This is a genomic window from Streptomyces sp. NPDC048516, assembly GCF_043199875.1.
Lineage (GTDB): Bacteria > Actinomycetota > Actinomycetes > Streptomycetales > Streptomycetaceae > Streptomyces.
This window is the reverse complement of sequence record NZ_JBICWS010000002.1, coordinates 332,830-347,604: the sequence shown is the minus strand read 5'-3', so window position 1 is coordinate 347,604 and position 14,775 is coordinate 332,830. Positions and strand designations below refer to the sequence as shown.

General features: G+C 70.4%; 16 protein-coding genes. 2 read left to right on the top strand and 14 right to left on the bottom strand.

The window, feature by feature from the left end; translation table 11 throughout:
- Positions 1 to 2: 2 nt before the first annotated feature.
- Together ACGFR7_RS05450 and ACGFR7_RS05445 are read right to left on the bottom strand one after the other, a co-directional pair.
- Positions 3 to 1,325, bottom strand: a complete 1,323-nt coding sequence (locus ACGFR7_RS05450) for a PhoH family protein (protein WP_393313298.1) — start codon at positions 1,323 to 1,325, stop codon at positions 3 to 5.
- Positions 1,326 to 1,899: 574 nt separating this feature from the next.
- Positions 1,900 to 2,679: an isoprenyl transferase gene (locus ACGFR7_RS05445; protein ID WP_393314199.1), complete on the bottom strand. Its 780-nt coding sequence runs from the start codon at positions 2,677 to 2,679 to the stop codon at positions 1,900 to 1,902.
- Between the two features lie 140 nt (positions 2,680 to 2,819).
- On the opposite strand from ACGFR7_RS05445, the gene mgrA reads away from it, so the two are divergent.
- Positions 2,820 to 3,851 carry an L-glyceraldehyde 3-phosphate reductase gene (mgrA, locus tag ACGFR7_RS05440; RefSeq protein ID WP_393313295.1) on the top strand — a complete coding sequence of 344 codons (1,032 nt, stop codon included), beginning with the start codon at positions 2,820 to 2,822 and terminating at the stop codon, positions 3,849 to 3,851.
- A gap of 401 nt (positions 3,852 to 4,252) precedes the next feature.
- Here mgrA and ACGFR7_RS05435 read toward each other — a convergent pair whose 3' ends face one another.
- Entirely contained in the window at positions 4,253 to 4,990 is a 738-nt protein-coding gene (locus ACGFR7_RS05435) for a prepilin peptidase (RefSeq protein WP_393313292.1), read from the bottom strand.
- Positions 4,991 to 5,070: 80 nt separating this feature from the next.
- Here ACGFR7_RS05435 and ACGFR7_RS05430 point away from each other — a divergent pair, with 80 nt between their 5' ends.
- Complete coding sequence (locus ACGFR7_RS05430; RefSeq protein ID WP_393313289.1) at positions 5,071 to 5,436, top strand: DUF192 domain-containing protein; 366 nt, start codon at positions 5,071 to 5,073, stop codon at positions 5,434 to 5,436.
- Positions 5,437 to 5,473: 37 nt separating this feature from the next.
- Here ACGFR7_RS05430 and ACGFR7_RS05425 read toward each other — a convergent pair whose 3' ends face one another.
- The 11 genes from ACGFR7_RS05425 to ACGFR7_RS05375 all read right to left on the bottom strand — a co-directional run bounded on the left by ACGFR7_RS05425 (position 5,474) and on the right by ACGFR7_RS05375 (position 14,774).
- The gene (locus ACGFR7_RS05425; RefSeq protein WP_393313286.1) at positions 5,474 to 6,673 is read right to left on the bottom strand and encodes a Cmx/CmrA family chloramphenicol efflux MFS transporter; all 1,200 of its coding nucleotides are present in this window, start codon (positions 6,671 to 6,673) and stop codon (positions 5,474 to 5,476) included.
- A gap of 266 nt (positions 6,674 to 6,939) precedes the next feature.
- Positions 6,940 to 7,521 carry a TetR/AcrR family transcriptional regulator gene (locus ACGFR7_RS05420; RefSeq protein ID WP_393313283.1) on the bottom strand — a complete coding sequence of 194 codons (582 nt, stop codon included), beginning with the start codon at positions 7,519 to 7,521 and terminating at the stop codon, positions 6,940 to 6,942.
- A 100-nt stretch (positions 7,522 to 7,621) separates the two neighbouring features.
- The gene (locus ACGFR7_RS05415) at positions 7,622 to 8,254 is read right to left on the bottom strand and encodes an OmpA family protein (protein ID WP_393314196.1); all 633 of its coding nucleotides are present in this window, start codon (positions 8,252 to 8,254) and stop codon (positions 7,622 to 7,624) included.
- 70 nt (positions 8,255 to 8,324) lie between these two features.
- On the bottom strand, positions 8,325 to 8,909 hold the full coding sequence (locus ACGFR7_RS05410; protein ID WP_393313280.1) for a hypothetical protein: 585 nt from the start codon (positions 8,907 to 8,909) through the stop codon (positions 8,325 to 8,327).
- An 85-nt stretch (positions 8,910 to 8,994) separates the two neighbouring features.
- A complete protein-coding gene (locus ACGFR7_RS05405) occupies positions 8,995 to 9,783 on the bottom strand; it encodes a pilus assembly protein TadG-related protein (RefSeq protein ID WP_393313277.1) in 789 nt (262 codons plus the stop codon).
- Positions 9,784 to 9,806: 23 nt separating this feature from the next.
- On the bottom strand, positions 9,807 to 9,971 hold the full coding sequence (locus tag ACGFR7_RS05400; RefSeq protein WP_018089307.1) for a membrane protein: 165 nt from the start codon (positions 9,969 to 9,971) through the stop codon (positions 9,807 to 9,809).
- A gap of 636 nt (positions 9,972 to 10,607) precedes the next feature.
- The gene (locus tag ACGFR7_RS05395; RefSeq protein WP_393313273.1) at positions 10,608 to 11,501 is read right to left on the bottom strand and encodes a DUF5936 domain-containing protein; all 894 of its coding nucleotides are present in this window, start codon (positions 11,499 to 11,501) and stop codon (positions 10,608 to 10,610) included.
- 60 nt (positions 11,502 to 11,561) lie between these two features.
- Entirely contained in the window at positions 11,562 to 12,509 is a 948-nt protein-coding gene (locus tag ACGFR7_RS05390; RefSeq protein ID WP_393313270.1) for a type II secretion system F family protein, read from the bottom strand.
- Positions 12,506 to 13,846, bottom strand: coding sequence for a CpaF family protein (locus ACGFR7_RS05385; protein ID WP_393313267.1), 1,341 nt, complete (start codon positions 13,844 to 13,846; stop codon positions 12,506 to 12,508). Before ACGFR7_RS05385 ends, ACGFR7_RS05390 begins: the two co-directional genes overlap by 4 nt.
- A complete protein-coding gene (locus ACGFR7_RS05380) occupies positions 13,843 to 14,394 on the bottom strand; it encodes a TadE/TadG family type IV pilus assembly protein (protein WP_393313264.1) in 552 nt (183 codons plus the stop codon). Before ACGFR7_RS05380 ends, ACGFR7_RS05385 begins: the two co-directional genes overlap by 4 nt.
- Positions 14,391 to 14,774, bottom strand: a complete 384-nt coding sequence (locus tag ACGFR7_RS05375; RefSeq protein WP_393313261.1) for a TadE/TadG family type IV pilus assembly protein — start codon at positions 14,772 to 14,774, stop codon at positions 14,391 to 14,393. The genes ACGFR7_RS05380 and ACGFR7_RS05375 overlap by 4 nt, the downstream gene beginning before the upstream one ends.
- Position 14,775: the final 1 nt, after the last annotated feature.

Genomic DNA, 14,775 nt, shown 5'->3' with positions numbered 1-14,775 from the left:
GGTCAGATCCGGCCGTCCTCCAGCAATTCGGTCACCAGTGCCGCGATCGGCGAACGCTCCGAGCGGTTCAGCGTGACGTGGGCGAACAGGGGATGCCCCTTCAGCTTCTCGACGACGGCGACCACACCGTCGTACCGCCCGACCCGGAGGTTGTCGCGCTGGGCGACATCATGCGTCAGCACCACCCGGGAGTTGGCGCCGATACGGGACAGAACCGTCAAAAGGACGTTCCGCTCCAGCGACTGGGCCTCGTCCACGATGACGAATGCGTCATGCAGCGAACGCCCCCGGATATGGGTCAGCGGCAGCACCTCCAACATGCCGCGCCCCACCACCTCTTCGATGACGTCCTTGCTGGTCACTGCGGACAACGTGTCGAAGACGGCCTGAGCCCAGGGGCTCATCTTCTCCGCCTCGCTGCCCGGCAGGTAGCCCAGTTCCTGTCCGCCGACGGCGTACAGCGGGCGGAACACCATCACCTTGCGGTGCTGCCGGCGCTCCAATACGGCCTCCAGGCCCGCGCACAGCGCCAGCGCCGACTTGCCCGTACCGGCCCGGCCGCCCATCGAGACGATGCCGACCTCCGGGTCGAGCAGCAGATCCAGCGCGATGCGCTGCTCGGCGCTGCGGCCGTGGATCCCGAACGCCTCCCGGTCGCCCCGCACCAGCCGGACCGCGCCCTCCGCGGTGACCCGGCCGAGCGCCTTGCCGCGGTCGGACTGCAGCACAAGTCCGGTATGTACCGGAAGTTCGGAGACCTCCGGTACATGAGTGGTCTCGGCGGCGAAGAGATCGTCGATCTGCTCGGCGGAGACGGTCAGCTCGGCCATCCCCGTCCAGCCGGAATCGGTGATCGCCAGCTCGGCGCGGTACTCCTCGGCCAGCAGCCCGACCGAGGACGCCTTGATGCGCAGCGGCAGATCCTTGGAGACGACCGTGACGTCGTACCCCTCGGCCTGCAGATTGCGCGCCACGGCGAGGATCCGCGAGTCGTTGTCGCCGAGCCGGAAGCCCGCGGGCAGTATTCCGGGATCGGAGTGGTTCAGCTCGACCCGGAGCGACCCGCCGAGATCCCCGATGGGGATGGGCGAGTCCAGCCGCCCGAACTGCACCCGGTACTCGTCCAGCAGGCGCAGCGCCTGCCGTGCGAAGTAGCCGAGCTCGGGGTGGTGCCGTTTGGCCTCCAGTTCCGTGACCACCACGACCGGCAGCACGACCTCGTGCTCGTCGAAGCGGGCCATGGCTCCTGGATCCGCCAGCAGCACACTGGTGTCGAGGACATAAGTGCGCCGGTCGTGCTCACGGCGCTGCTTGATGTTCACCACGGGTGGACGAACCCCCTCGGATGAGGTTGGGGTGCGACGGCGTCGCGGGGCGGTGTACTCCCGGGGGCGCCGCCTGACCAGCTGTCGCTGGGCAGCGTCTCCGGGACCCCCGGCCATCTGGTGACCGGACCGGGCTCGGACCACAATGCGCGGGCCGAGCACCGGCCCTCCGCGTCGACCGTGACGTACGCACGGACCTCCGTGATGTGCAAAGGGCCTCCCGGGCGGACGACCCCATGCCGTCCGCTGAGATGCGGCGCCCGATGGCTTGTTCCGGACGCCGACCTGGAAGGGATATTCCCTCGAACCTGCGTAGCCATGCCACGGCATATGACGCACGGTCGATGAACCTTGGGTAACGCCTGCTCGCCGAGCGGCGGCGGCGCCAAGGTGGTACCCGAGGGGAAGGTGTGTCAGAAGAGGCCCCGTCAGCGGCACATGAAGCTGACGGGGCTGGTGATGCCCCGCAACGGAAGGGGCATCAAGGACTTCAGGGGTGAATCGGGCTTACGGGGCGTGAGTAACCCGCCTGGCCGAATGCGGCGGAGAGTGGTGGAGTGCTCCCGAGCGCCGTCTAGAAGCCGTAGCGCCGGTGCCGGGCGGCGTAGTCGCGCAGGGCACGCAGGAAGTCGACCTTCCGGAACGCCGGCCAGAAAACTTCGCAGAAGTAGTACTCCGAATGGGCGCTCTGCCACAGCATGAAGCCCGACAGCCGCTGCTCGCCGCTCGTACGGATCACCAGGTCCGGGTCGGGCTGGCCGCGGGTGTAGAGGTGCTCGGAGATCAGGTCGATGTCGACGATCTCGGCGAGCTGCTCGAAGGAGGTGCCGCGTTCGGCGTGGTCCAGCAGCAAGGAGCGCACCGCGTCGGCGATCTCCTGGCGGCCGCCGTAGCCGATCGCCACATTCACCAGCACGCCGGTGTTGTCGCGGGTGGCCTGCTCGGACTCCTTGAGCACCTGCTGCGTGGCGGTCGGCAGCAGATCGCGGTTGCCGACGTGGTGCACCCGCCAGCGGCCGTCGGAAGCCAGATCGCGGACGGTGTTCTCGATGATGCCGAGCAGCGGCTTCAGCTCCTCCTCGGGCCGGTCGAGGTTGTCCGTCGACAGCAGCCAGAGCGTGACCACCTCGACGTCGGTCTCCTCGCACCAGCCCAGCAGCTCACTGATCTTGGCCGCGCCGGCCTGGTGGCCCTGCTCGGTCGTCCGCCCGTCGGCCCGCGCCCAGCGCCGGTTGCCGTCCAGGATGACGCCGATGTGCTTGGGCACCTGGGTGTGATCCAGGCGACCCTCCACCCTGCGCGCGTACAGCCGGTAGACCAGATTGCGCAGTGCAGGCGGATAAGGGATGCGCATCCCGGAAGATCGCAGCATGTGTGGTCCAGCCCCTCCGTGCCAATGGCGGTCGCCCCGTCGCCTCAAGTGGGCAACTTTACTTCTCGGCTGTCTCGACAGCCCAATCAGGTAGGTCACAGGTACGTGATAGGGAGATGAGCATGACTGGCACCGACTACCGCGCCGCGGATTCCCGCTACGACTCGATGAAGTACCGGAGAACGGGTCGCAGCGGACTCAAACTCCCCGCTATCTCCCTTGGACTGTGGCACAACTTCGGGGATGACCGCACCCTGAGCTCCCAGCGGGACATCCTGCGCCGCGCCTTCGACCTGGGCGTGACCCACTTCGATCTGGCCAACAACTACGGTCCGCCACCCGGGTCCGCCGAGCTGAACTTCGGGAAGATCTTCGCGCAGGACTTCCGTGGCTACCGCGACGAGATGATTCTGTCGACGAAGGCCGGATATCTGATGCACCCGGGCCCCTACGGTGAATGGGGTTCGCGGAAATATCTCCTCTCGTCGCTGGATGCCTCACTGAAGCGGATGGGCGTCGATTACGTCGATATCTTCTACTCGCACCGCTTCGATCCGGACACCCCGCTGGAGGAGACGATGGGCGCGCTGGCGTCCGCCGTCCAGCAGGGCAAGGCCCTGTATGTCGGGGTTTCCTCCTACAACGCCGAGCAGACCCGTGAAGCGGCCGGAATCCTCCGGGAAATGGGCGTCCGCGCGCTGATCCACCAGCCCTCTTACTCGATGATCAACCGCTGGACCGAGGACGATCTGCTGCTGGACACCCTCGAAGCCGAGGGCATGGGCTGCATCTCTTTTGCGCCACTTGCGCAGGGCATGCTCACGGACAAGTACCTGCACGGGATCCCCGAAGGCTCGCGGGCCTCCCTGGGCAAGTCCCTGGACCCGGGCCTGCTGTCCGACGAGGTCGTCCGCCGCCTCCGCGGCCTCAACGACATCGCCGCCCGGCGCGGCCAGTCGCTGGCCCAGCTCGCGCTGCGCTGGGTGCTGCGCGACGACCGGATGACCTCCGCCCTGATCGGCGCCAGCAGCGTCGCCCAGCTGGAGGCCAATATCGCCGCCCTCGACGCCCCCGCGATCACGGATGCCGAGCTGGCCGAGATCGACGAGTTCGCCGAGACGACGGACGGCGTGAACATCTGGGCGCGGCGGTAGCGCCGGTCCGGCGGTCGCACCGGTCGGGCAGTAGCACCGGTCCGGCAGTAGCAGGCCGAATGCCCGCGGGGGGCTGTCGCCCGGGCGGGTGCCCGGCGGTCTCCACGGCGAGTGCGTCGCCCGTCCAGGGACCTGCCCGGCGCACGGAACAAAAAGCGGGCCGGTCCGTGGGGGGATACGGACCGGCCCGAGGGGGGGTTTCCACCATAACCCCGCGGGAGGGATGCTTCGTGCACCGGCGCGCGCGGCGGCGTGGCCCGTTCTCCGGCGGGGCCGGGGGCAGGCGGGCGCGTGGGCGCGTGGGCGCGTGAAGCAGAGAAGGGGGCGGTCCCGCGGGCGGGATCCGTCCCCTTTCTCTGTTCGGGTGCGGGTGCGGGTTGCGGTTGCGGGGTGCGGCCCCGTCAGCCCGCCGCCGCGGCGGCACCCAGGAGCAGCACACCGAACGCCCCGAGGATCATGAAGGGCCCCAGGGGCATGGCCGCTCCCCGTGCACCGCGCCGGACGATCAGCAGCCCCGCGCCGTAGAGCGCACCGAGCAGCACGCCGGCCGCCCCGCCGTAGACAAGGGTGCGCCAGCCGTACCACCCGAGGGCGATCCCCAGCCCGACCGCCAGCTTGACGTCGCCCAGCCCGATGCCCTGCGGGTTGACGACATAGAGCAGGAGGTAGCACGCGCCCAGGACGAGTCCGCCCAGCAGGGCCCGCCGCCACGCCGCGCCCTCATCGGTGAACCAGCCGCCGAGCCCCAGCAGCACCGCCGCCATCACGGCGAGCGACAGCGTCAGCGCGTCCGGGAGGCGCCGGATGCGCCAGTCGACGGCCACCAGCAGCACCGCGACCGGCGTCATCGCCAGCCAGGCGACGAGTTCCGGCCGCGGTCCGGCGGCCCCCGCCAGGGCCGCACAGGCCAGTGCGGTGGCCACCGCCATCGGCAGCGCCCCCGGTCCGTACGCCCCGCAGTCCGGGCAGTGCCCCCGCCCCAGCCAGCCCCGCGCCACCCCCGTGATCGCATGCCCGCGGGGACAGACCGCGCACCACTCCTCCTCGGGCTCAACGGCCATCCGGTGGGCGGGCCGTGGCAGGAGCACCCCGGCCGCGGCCCCGTAGGCGGCGGCGAGAACGATCAGCATCACTGGCACGTGCCGACCTTAGGGTGTCCGGCTTCGCGTCCGGGGGCGGATGGCGGATCCGGCATGCGGGAGCTGATAGAACGCTGTGCATGGTGCGTGGGGAGAACGGCCCGGGGGTCCTGCACGGCGCGGAGGCCGTCATTCCGGTGGAGATCGCGGCGTCCTGGCGTGCCCGCACCCGCGGGCTGTTGGGCCGCGACGGCGTCGAAGGGGCACTGCTGCTGACCCCGGCGAGCAGTGTGCACACCTTCCGGATGCGGTTTGCGATCGATGTCGCCTATCTGAGCCGGGACTTCACCGTGCTGGCCGTACGGACCATGGGTCCGGGCCGGCTGGGACTCCCCCGGCTCCGCGCCCGGCACGTCCTGGAGGCGGAGGCCGGCACGATGGCGCGCTGGGGCCTGCGCCCCGGCCTCCGGCTCGACCTCAGGATCGGTACCGGTCCCGTCCGCTGACGGACCGGTCCGGCGTCCGGCCGAGCCCGGGCGCCGGCTATCCGGCCGCGTACGCCGGGCAGTCGACGGCGGGTGCGCCGGGGCGCTCCGTGTGCCGTTGCAGTACGGCGGCCCACGCCGTGGCGGCGAGGGCCAGCACTCCGGTGCCGGCGCCGACCCAGGCCACCGAGGTGAAGCCGAGGCCCGCGTCGATGGTGAGGCCGCCCAGCATCGGGGTGAGCGTGATGCCGACGTTGAAGGCGGAGGTGTTCACCGCGCCTGCCATCGTCGGCGCATCGGGGGCGAGGCGGAACACCCGTGACTGCAGGACAGGGTTGACGACGAATGCGGTGAACCCGAGGACGAAGACCAGGGCGATGGTGGTGCCGAGACTCCCCGCCGTGAGCGCGAGCGCCGCGGAGACGACGGTCAGCGCTCCCACGCCGGTGCCCAGTGTCCGTAGCGGCATCGCGTCGGCGATCCGTCCGCCGACCGAGAGTCCCAACAGTCCGCCGACCCCGTAGAGGGCGAGAACCGCGGGCACCCACTTCGCGGGAAGCCCGCTCACCTCCGTCAGCAGCGGGGCGAGGTAGCTGAAGGTGACGACCCCCGCGCCGAAGGTCAGTGCGGTGACGAGGTAGGACACCCACAGGGCCGGCCGGGCCAGGCCCCTCGTCTCGCGCCGTACGGTCAGGGTTTCACCGCCGGGGCCGTGCCCCGCGGGCAGCACGGCCCGGAGCGAGAGTGCACTGAGCACGGTCAGAGCGGCCACGCCCCAGAACGCCGCGCGCCAGCCCGCGTGCTGGCTGAGGACCGTACCGGCCGGCACGCCCACAACGGTGGCAAGGGTGAGCCCCATGGCAACCACCGACAGCACCTTCCCCTTGGCACCCGGCGGCACCAGGCTCACCGCCGTCGCCGCGGCTACCGACCAGAAACCGGCGTAGGCGAGGGCGCTCACCACGCGGGTCGCGAACAGCAGGCCGTATGCCGGTGCGAGCGCACCGGCCACGTGCCCGGCGACGAAGACGAGTTGAAAGGCGATCAGCGCGGTGCGGCGGGGCACCCGCAGCGTGGCCACGGCGAGCACGGGTGCGCCGAGGAACATGCCGAGGGCGAAGGCGGAGACCAGCAGACCGGCGTCGGGGATGGAGACGCCGAGGTCGGCGGCGATGTCGGGGAGGAGCCCGGAGAGCATGAATTCGGAGGTGCCCTGGGCGAAGATACCCAGGCCGAGGAGGTAGACAGCAAGTGGCATGGCGGAGCGCTCCGTTATGTGAGGGGAGGAGGGTGAGGAAGGTTCGAGTGGCGGTTCGGATTTTTTGGAACGATCGGTTCAAAATGTGCCCGTGATGCGGCCGGGCTCCGAAGTCGCCCCCAGGAGACGTCAGGGGTGCGGATCAGGACGTATAAGTCAGGACGCAAGTCAGGACATATGAAGCAGAACGTGCGGACCAGGGCGCCCGGACCAGGGCATGCGGGTTCGGGTGCGCAGATTCGGGTGCGGACCTTCGGATGCGCGGATCAGAACGCGCTCAGCGTCGCCTCCACCACACCTTCCAGGGCGGCGCGTTCCACGCCGGACCGCGCCGAGACACGCAGCCCGCCGATCGTGGCGATCACCAGGTGAGCAAGGGTGCGGGCATCTTTTTCCGCCGCGATGTCACCGTCGCGCTGACCGGACTCGATCACGGCACGGAGGGCTTCCAGCCGCAGGCCGTAGTCCCGCTCCAGCGAAGTGGCGACCGACGGGTCATGGGCCGACACCTCGACACAGGTATTGACGACCAGACAGCCGCGGCCGTCCGCACCCTCGGCGAACTCCTCGCCGAGCACCCGCCACAGCAGTGCGCGGACCTTCTGCAGTGCAGGAAGTTCGCCCTCCATGAGCGCGAACAACTCGCGGTTCTTGTGGTCCATATAGCGGGCCAGCGCTCGTTCAAAGAGGTCGTGCTTGCTCTTGAACGTGTTGTAGATGCTGCTGCGCCCCAGACCCGTGGCCTCACACAGGTCCTGGGTGGAGGTCGCTTCATATCCGAAGGCCCAGAACGCCTCCATCGCGGCATGCAGCGCCCGCTCCTCGTCGAACTTCCTGGGTCGCGCCATACCGGTGACGCTAGCAGGTATTGTATCGACTGGTCCAATACTGGCCGCCCGCGTCTGCCTTGCCTCCGCGCCGCCGGCCATTTCACCAGGGTCTGTCGCCCTAGGCGCGCGGGAAGCTGACCTCGACCCGGCGGTTCTTCTTACGGCCTGCCTCGGTGGCGTTGTCGGCGATCGGGTACTGCTCGCCGTAGCCGCGGATCTGGAAGCTGACGGACGAGCCGAGGTCCTTGGCCAGCTCCTGCTGGACGGCGTTGGCCCGCTGCTTGGACAGGACCAGGCCGTGACTCGCCGAGCCGAGATTGTCGGTGAAGCCGAAGACCCGCAGACGGGTGGCGTTCTGCTTCTTGATCTCCGCCGCGATGGTGCCGATGCGCGACAGCGCGTCCGACGACAGCTTGGCGCTGTCCTTGTCGAACAGGACCTCCGCCTGCAGCGAGAAGGTCACATTGTCGTTGGTGTCCTGGCGGCGCTCGGCGCCGTCGTCGGTCTCGACGATGGACTTGATGTTGAGGACCTTGGACGGGGCGAGCTTGGCGCCCTGGACCATGCGCAGATCGGGGTCATTGGGGTCGATGTGGACCGGGGGGCTGGAGTCCTCGGTCAGGCCCGGCGGATCGGCGTGGGCGGCCGGGACCGTCAGCGCCGCGGTCAGCAGCAGGGCGACGGCGGCGGTGACGGCCGTACGGGGCGCTCGGCGCGCGCGGCGCCCTCGGGGCATCTCGGCCGCGGACATCTCGGTCGCGGTCATCGAGGTCGCGGGCCTCTCGGTCGCGGGCATCGGGGTCGCGGTCATGGGTGCCCGCTCAGTCCGTGATCTGCACGCTGGCGGGGGGCATGGTCGGCAATTGGAAGTCGACCTGGGTCACCTTGGCCGGCGGCGCAGGGAACTGCGCGAAGATCGGGCGGCTGCCCCCCGGCATCAGCCCGCTGAGGCCGGTCGTGCACAGGCATTCGCCACTGGTGTCCCGCAGCACCAAATACCGCTTCTTGCCCGCCTTGTCGACGAGGGTGGCTCCGGAGATCGAGGAACGGGACCGCAGCTCGGTCTCGTTGGAACGCCAGTCGATCGCGTTGAAGGCACGGTTGCCGTGATTGGACACCGTTCCGTTGACGGTGACGAAGCCGCCGGAGTCACGGACGACGGAGTGCAGCGTGACCACCACGCCGTCCGGCCCCTTCATCTCACCGATCACCTTGTCGGAGTCGGCCGCCGGGCTGCCGGGGTCGCTGCCCTTGGGGGCGGTGCTGCGGGCCGGGGGCTTGTCGCCGTCCGTCCCCTTCGTACCGCCGTCGCCACCACCACAGCCGGCCACGACGAGAGCCAGGCCGACAGCACTCGCCATGGCGACCGCTCCTCTGGCGGCCTTCGTGGTGCGCCGAATGCTCATGGGATGCGATTCCTTTGATCGTCGTCTGGTCGTCTCGGAGGTGCCGGGGTGCGGGTCGGGGTGCGCATCGGGTACGGGTGGGCGGTCAATGGGCGAGGCGTACGGAGAAGAGGTCGGAGGCGTCGGGCAGCTGCCGGAGGTCGTCGGGGTCGAGCGTCCAGCGCTTTCCGTCGCAGGTGATGTGGAGGGGCGCGGCCTTGGCGGCGTCCTTGCCCTTGCCGTCCTTGCCGCCCTTGCCCTCCTTGCCGCCCTTGCCCTCCTTGCCGCCCTTGTCCCCCTCGTCGCTCTTGCCGCCGGGCCCGCCCGTACCTCCGGTGGCGCCCGTACCCCCCGTGCCGTCCGTGGCGGGATCGAGGGTGCAGCGGGGCTCGACGACGGACTTCGCCTCGGCCTCCCCATGAGCACCTTTGGTCATCGGGATGACCGAATTGCCCACGGGGTTGCGGGTCTTGACCGCGACGGCGAACGAGGTGGGCCAGGAGTCCGGGATGCAGCCGCCCGCTCCGGGACCGGTCCCGGAGCGGGCGCCGGAGAGGTAGGCGCCGTTGCGCCCGGCGAACCAGCTCGCGCGCTCGCAGGCCTCGTCGGACAGGACGCCGCGCCCGTTCAGCAGGTCTTTCCACGCGGCCCGGTCGCTTTCGTAGCTCCCGTCGCGGAGGCCGTCGAGGAAGCTCTTGGTCAGCAGATCGCGGTACTTCTGGCCGGCGGCGAGCGCGGCCGCGTCAGCGGCGGTCTGGGCACCGTTGCGGGTGGCCGCGGCCTGCCCTACGGCGAAGAAAGCGAGCGCGAGAAAGAGCAGGCCCGCGACCGCAACGATGTAGAGCGGAAAGGCCTGCCCGGCGTCGCGCCGGCGGCGCGGGACGGTGGCCGGCACGACCGCGGCGGCAGCGACGGGGCCTAAATGCCGACGACGTCGGAGATCTTGTTGGCGATCGCGTTCGCGATCTGGCTGCCGAAGTCCGTGGTCGACAGGACCAGGACGATCGCCACGACCACCGCGATGATGCCGAGGTACTCGATCGAGGTCTGTCCCCGGTCGTTCCCCAAAATACGCTTCGCCATCGTCTTCCCCTCCATGGGCGGCCGTACCGCTCTGGTCCGGCTGGTCAGTCCCCGTGGTGCCGGCGCGGTCGACCGCGCTCACGACACGAGAAAAGTACGCCGGAACAGCGTGCCCGGAACAGGGAATCCGTGCCCAATCCTCATTCGGGATCACAGATGACGGGCACAACGGCGCATTTCGGCCACTCAGTCGCACCTCACCCACCCCCGCTCCCCCTCCGGCACCATGCCCCGCTCCCCTGCCCATGTGGACCGGGCGACCTCTCCGCGCCGTAGCGCGAATGAAACCGTCCGCCCACCCACTGTGACACAACTCGTTGCTCGTGCGAAGGAGTTGACGAGAAGCGGACGGTGAAGCACCCCCATCCGGCCGGATGCGGGCCGCTGCAGCCGACTGCGGGCGGTGCGGCGGTCCGCCCAGCGGCCGACACGTCGGCCCGCCCGGCGTCCCCCACCCCAAGATGTGCATCCGCAAGGGCTAGCCGACGTCATGGCCGTCATGGAAGATGCCGGCGAAGGAGACGGCGCGAAGGGCGGAAGGAGCCGCACAGAGGTGAGCCTGCGTGGGCGTGCCGGGCCGGACCGGCGGCGCCAGGTGGCTTCGGGCGGGGCCGGCGGCGGGAGCTGTGGCACGATTCACTCCCCCATCAGCGAGCCGAAGCTGGTCCCCGAGCCCAGGAAGAACCCGGCGATGAGCAGGATCATCGTGGCCGGCACCATAAAAGTGGTAACGACCATGGTGGCCTTGGGGACCGCGCGGGCGGCACGGCGCCGGGCGTTCTGGGCGTCGGTGCGGCGCATGTCGTTGGCGATCTGGATCAGCGTCTCGACGATCGGCGAGCCCAGTTCCTCGCCCTGCTGGAGGGCGGTGACGAACTGGGCGACCTGTTCGGAGTCGTTGCGTTTGCGTAGCTCCTCGAAGGCCGCCCGGCGGCTGACGCCCATGTCCATCTGCCGCAGCGTGATCCGGAGTTCATCGGCCCATGGACCCTCGTACTTCTCCGCGACCCGGTCCAGCGCCTGACGGAAGCTCAATCCCGCGCTGACCACGACCGCCAGCACGTCCAGAAAGTCCGGAAGGGTGCGTTCGATGGTGTCCCTGCGCTGGCGGATCGCGGCCCAGATGCCGACCTCGGTCCAGAAGAGACCGAAGAGCACCATCAGGACGCCGAGCAGCGGCTGACCGCGCAGGAACATCACCAGCGCGCCGAAGAAGCCGAGGGCCCCGTAGACGGCGCGCCGGGCGGCGTACCGGTCGACGGTCAGCCCGCCGGGATTGCCGGCCAGGTCGATCCGCCGGCGGACCCGGGCGGTGCGCTTGTCGCCCATCAGCCGGAGCACCAGCGGCGCGTAGCGCATGCCGGTGCGGTCCACGGCCGAACCGACCACCGTGGTGCGGGTCGCGCCGACCTCCAGGGACAGCGCCAGGTCGGGCGGCAGCCGGGCCTCTCGGCGGTAGAGCGCGATACCGCAGCAGATGCCGGCGACCGAGAGGGCGAAGGCCGCGGCCAGCAGAATTCCGATTCCCATTCCTGTTCCTCTGGGGATACCGATGCCGGTGTCGATGCCGGGGACGGTTCGGTTCGGTGTCTAGACGTCGATCTTGGACAGCCGGCGGATGAAGAAGAACCCGAGCCCGTAGAGGACGAAGGCCACCACGACCGCGAGCTGGCCGAGGAAGGAGGAGGTCATCCGGTCGATGGCGCCCGGCGCGATCCGGTTCATCAGCAGCAGGGTGCCGATGCCGAGCAGCGGGACGACGTAGGCGGTGACGACGACCTGGGAGAGCTGGGTGCGGACCTCGCGGCGGGTCTCCTTGCGCTCCTCCAGGGTCGTGGTGAGGTTGCGCAGCGAGCCGACGACGGTGCCGCCGGCGCGGTTGGAGAGCACCAAGGTGGTCACCAGGACGACGAGTTCGCGGGAGGGGAGGCGTTCGGCCAGCTCGCCCAGCGCCTCGTCGATGGAGTGGCCGACGGAGAGCTTGTCGGAGACCTTGGCCAGCTCCTCACCGGCCGGGGCCTCCAGCTCCTCGGCCGCCATGCCCAGCGCCGTCCGCAACGCCAGTCCGGCCTGGGTGGCGTTGGCGAGGATCCGGGAGAGCTCGGGCAGCTGGTTGATGAACTTCTCGATGCGCTTCTGCCGCTGCCAGCCCAGGAACGCGAACGCCGCCCAGACGGCGACCAGCGCGGCGATCGGGCCGAAGAACGGGGCGAGGGTGGCCTGCGCGACCAGCCACAGCGCGAGCACCGCGCCGAGCATGTAGACGAAGAATTCGCCGGGGGTGACATCCAGGCCGGTGGCGGCCAGCCGCAGTTCGAGGCGACGGCCGAAGCGGGTGCCGCGCAGGGCGCGGTCGACGGACGGGAAGCGGCGCCGGCGTCCGTCGGCCGGCAGCCTGCGCTCGTCGTCGAGGCGGTCGACGACGGCCTGCCGCTGGGCGTGCCCGGCGGCATAGGTCCGTACGCCGGCGATCGCGAGCACCCCGCACAGCAGGGCGGCCCCGAGGGCGAGCAGGGCAAGGGGGTTCCCGCCGGTCATGAGAGGGCCTTCCGGGTGGCGAGTTGAGCGTCATCGGTGGCGACGCCGAAGGCGGGCGGGGTGGGCTCGCTCGCCATGAAGAGGCGTTCGGCGACCCGCCGCGGCAGGGGGAAGTAGCAAAACCGCCCGTGCACGATGCGGTCCGCGCCCATCGGCTCGGCGTCGAAGCGGCAGACCGTCGCGATGCGGTAGTCCTCGTGGCCGCGCGAGTCGAGGAGGGCGATTTCGCTGATCCGGCGGGAGCCGTCGGCGTGCCGGGTGAGCTGGACGATGCAGTCGACGGCGCTGTTGATCTGGTCCCGCAGCGCCTCGAAGGGGATCTTGACGTCCGACATGGAGGCCAGGGTCTGCAGCCGCATCAGGGCGTCCTCGGCGCTGTTGGCGTGGACGGTGGCGAGCGAACCGTCGTGGCCGGTGGACATCGCCTGGAGCATGTCGAGGGTCTCGCCGCCGCGCACCTCGCCGACGATGATGCGGTCGGGGCGCATGCGCAGGGAGTTGCGGACGAGGTCGCGGATGGTGATCCGGCCCTTGCCCTCGACATTGGGCGGCCGGGACTCCAGCCGGATGACGTGGCTCTGCTGGAGCTGGAGTTCGGCGGCGTCCTCGACGGTGATGATCCGCTCCCCGTCCGGGATCAGTCCGGAGAGCGCATTGAGAAGCGTGGTCTTGCCCGCGCCGGTGGCACCGGAGACCACCACGTTGAACTTGGCCCTCACCAGCCCCGCCAGCAGCATCAGCATCTGCTCGTCGAGCGTGCCCATGCCGATGAGTTCGGCGAGCGTGTAGGCGCGCGGGAAGCGGCGGATGGTGAGGGTGGCGCCGTTCAGGGCGAGCGGCGGGATGATGACGTTGACGCGTTCGCCGGACGGCAGCCGGGCGTCGACCATCGGATTCGACTCGTCGACCCGCCGGTTGACGGTGGAGACGATCCGCTCGATGGTCTGCATCAGCTGCTCGTGCGAGGCGAAGCGGACGGGCAGCAGCTCGACCCGGCCGGCCCGCTCGACGTACACCTGGTCGGGGCCGTTGACCATGATCTCGGTGATCGAAGCGTCTTCGAGCAGCGGCTCCAGCACCCCGAGGCCCAGCGCCTCGTCCACCACCCGGCGGATGAGCTGGGCGCGTTCGGCGGTGGAGAGCACCGGGCCCTCACGGCTGATGATGTGGCCCAGCACGCGTTCCAGCCGCCCACGGCGCTCGGCCGCGGCCAGCGAGGACATCTCGGCGAGATCGATCTCTTCGAGCAGTTTGGCGCGGTAGACGGCGACCAAATTGCTGTCCTGGCGCGCCTCACCAGCCGGCTCGGGTGCGACGATCCGGGCTTTGAGGCTCATCGCGGGGGTGCTCCTTCGTATGTGCCCACTTCGTACGTCTCCACGGCGGGTCCGAGTCCCAGGGCGCCGGGTTTCTGCGGGCGGGGCATGGTGGCGCTGCGGGAGGCGGTGCCGAAGTCGTGGACGCCGGGCAGCAGCGAGGGGATGGTGACGCGCACGGTCGCGCTGACCGCGTCGCCCCCGCCGCCGTCCACCGAGACCCGCGCGTCGCGGGCGACCCAGCCGGTCATCGCGGCCCGGCCGGCGGCCTGCGGGTCGGGTGGGTGGTCGGTCTCGTCCATCGAGGCGGTACGGGCCGCGGCGCGCGCTCCCGTACCGGCCTGCTGGACGGCGAAAGCCGCCAGCCCGAGCTGGACCACGGCCAGCCCGACGACCAGCAGGATCGGCAGGAAGCCGAGGAATTCGATGGACACCGTGCCCCGGTCGCGGCCGTGGCCACGGAGCCGGGCAGCAAGCCGGATCCGGAGCCGGGCGGGCAGCGGGAGGGGGACGGGCTGCCGGAGCCGGTCGGGCTGCCGGAGCCGGTCGGGCGGACGTACGGCGCTCATCGGGGGTCCTCCTTCGCCGCGCCGGCGGAGCCCTGCACCGGCCACGGGAAGCTGCCCGTGCCGGGGAAGAGCACCGGGACCTCGATATGGACCGTCGCCTTCCACACGCCCGCTTCGGGGGCGCAGGAGATGCGGGCACCGCCCCGCCAGGAACCGGGCAGGTCCTCCTCGGCGGCGGCATGGCACGCGCCGGTGCCGCCGCCTTCCGTTGCCGTACCGGCCCGCGCGCCCCGGTCAGCGGCGTGGGCGGCGAGCGAGAACGCGTAGCCGACCAGCACCAGCTGCCACAGCAGTGCGAGAACCAGCAGGATCAGCGGGAGCATTCCCATGAACTCCACGGCGACCTGCCCCCGGTCGTTGCCGCCCAGTGGGCGCCGCACC

Bases quoted from the DNA above. Each gene is read 5' to 3' on its own strand.
- ACGFR7_RS05445 (WP_393314199.1), bottom strand. From the start codon at position 2,679: ATGCGCATCCCTTATCCGCCTGCACTGCGCAATCTGGTCTACCGGCTG.
- mgrA (WP_393313295.1), top strand. From the start codon at position 2,820: ATGACTGGCACCGACTACCGCGCCGCGGATTCCCGCTACGACTCGATG.
- ACGFR7_RS05430 (WP_393313289.1), top strand. From the start codon at position 5,071: ATGGTGCGTGGGGAGAACGGCCCGGGGGTCCTGCACGGCGCGGAGGCC.
- ACGFR7_RS05425 (WP_393313286.1), bottom strand. From the start codon at position 6,673: ATGCCACTTGCTGTCTACCTCCTCGGCCTGGGTATCTTCGCCCAGGGC.
- ACGFR7_RS05420 (WP_393313283.1), bottom strand. From the start codon at position 7,521: ATGGCGCGACCCAGGAAGTTCGACGAGGAGCGGGCGCTGCATGCCGCG.
- ACGFR7_RS05415 (WP_393314196.1), bottom strand. From the start codon at position 8,254: ATGTCCGCGGCCGAGATGCCCCGAGGGCGCCGCGCGCGCCGAGCGCCC.
- ACGFR7_RS05410 (WP_393313280.1), bottom strand. From the start codon at position 8,909: ATGAGCATTCGGCGCACCACGAAGGCCGCCAGAGGAGCGGTCGCCATG.
- ACGFR7_RS05400 (WP_018089307.1), bottom strand. From the start codon at position 9,971: ATGGCGAAGCGTATTTTGGGGAACGACCGGGGACAGACCTCGATCGAG.
- ACGFR7_RS05395 (WP_393313273.1), bottom strand. From the start codon at position 11,501: ATGGGAATCGGAATTCTGCTGGCCGCGGCCTTCGCCCTCTCGGTCGCC.
- ACGFR7_RS05390 (WP_393313270.1), bottom strand. From the start codon at position 12,509: ATGACCGGCGGGAACCCCCTTGCCCTGCTCGCCCTCGGGGCCGCCCTG.
- ACGFR7_RS05385 (WP_393313267.1), bottom strand. From the start codon at position 13,846: ATGAGCCTCAAAGCCCGGATCGTCGCACCCGAGCCGGCTGGTGAGGCG.
- ACGFR7_RS05380 (WP_393313264.1), bottom strand. From the start codon at position 14,394: ATGAGCGCCGTACGTCCGCCCGACCGGCTCCGGCAGCCCGACCGGCTC.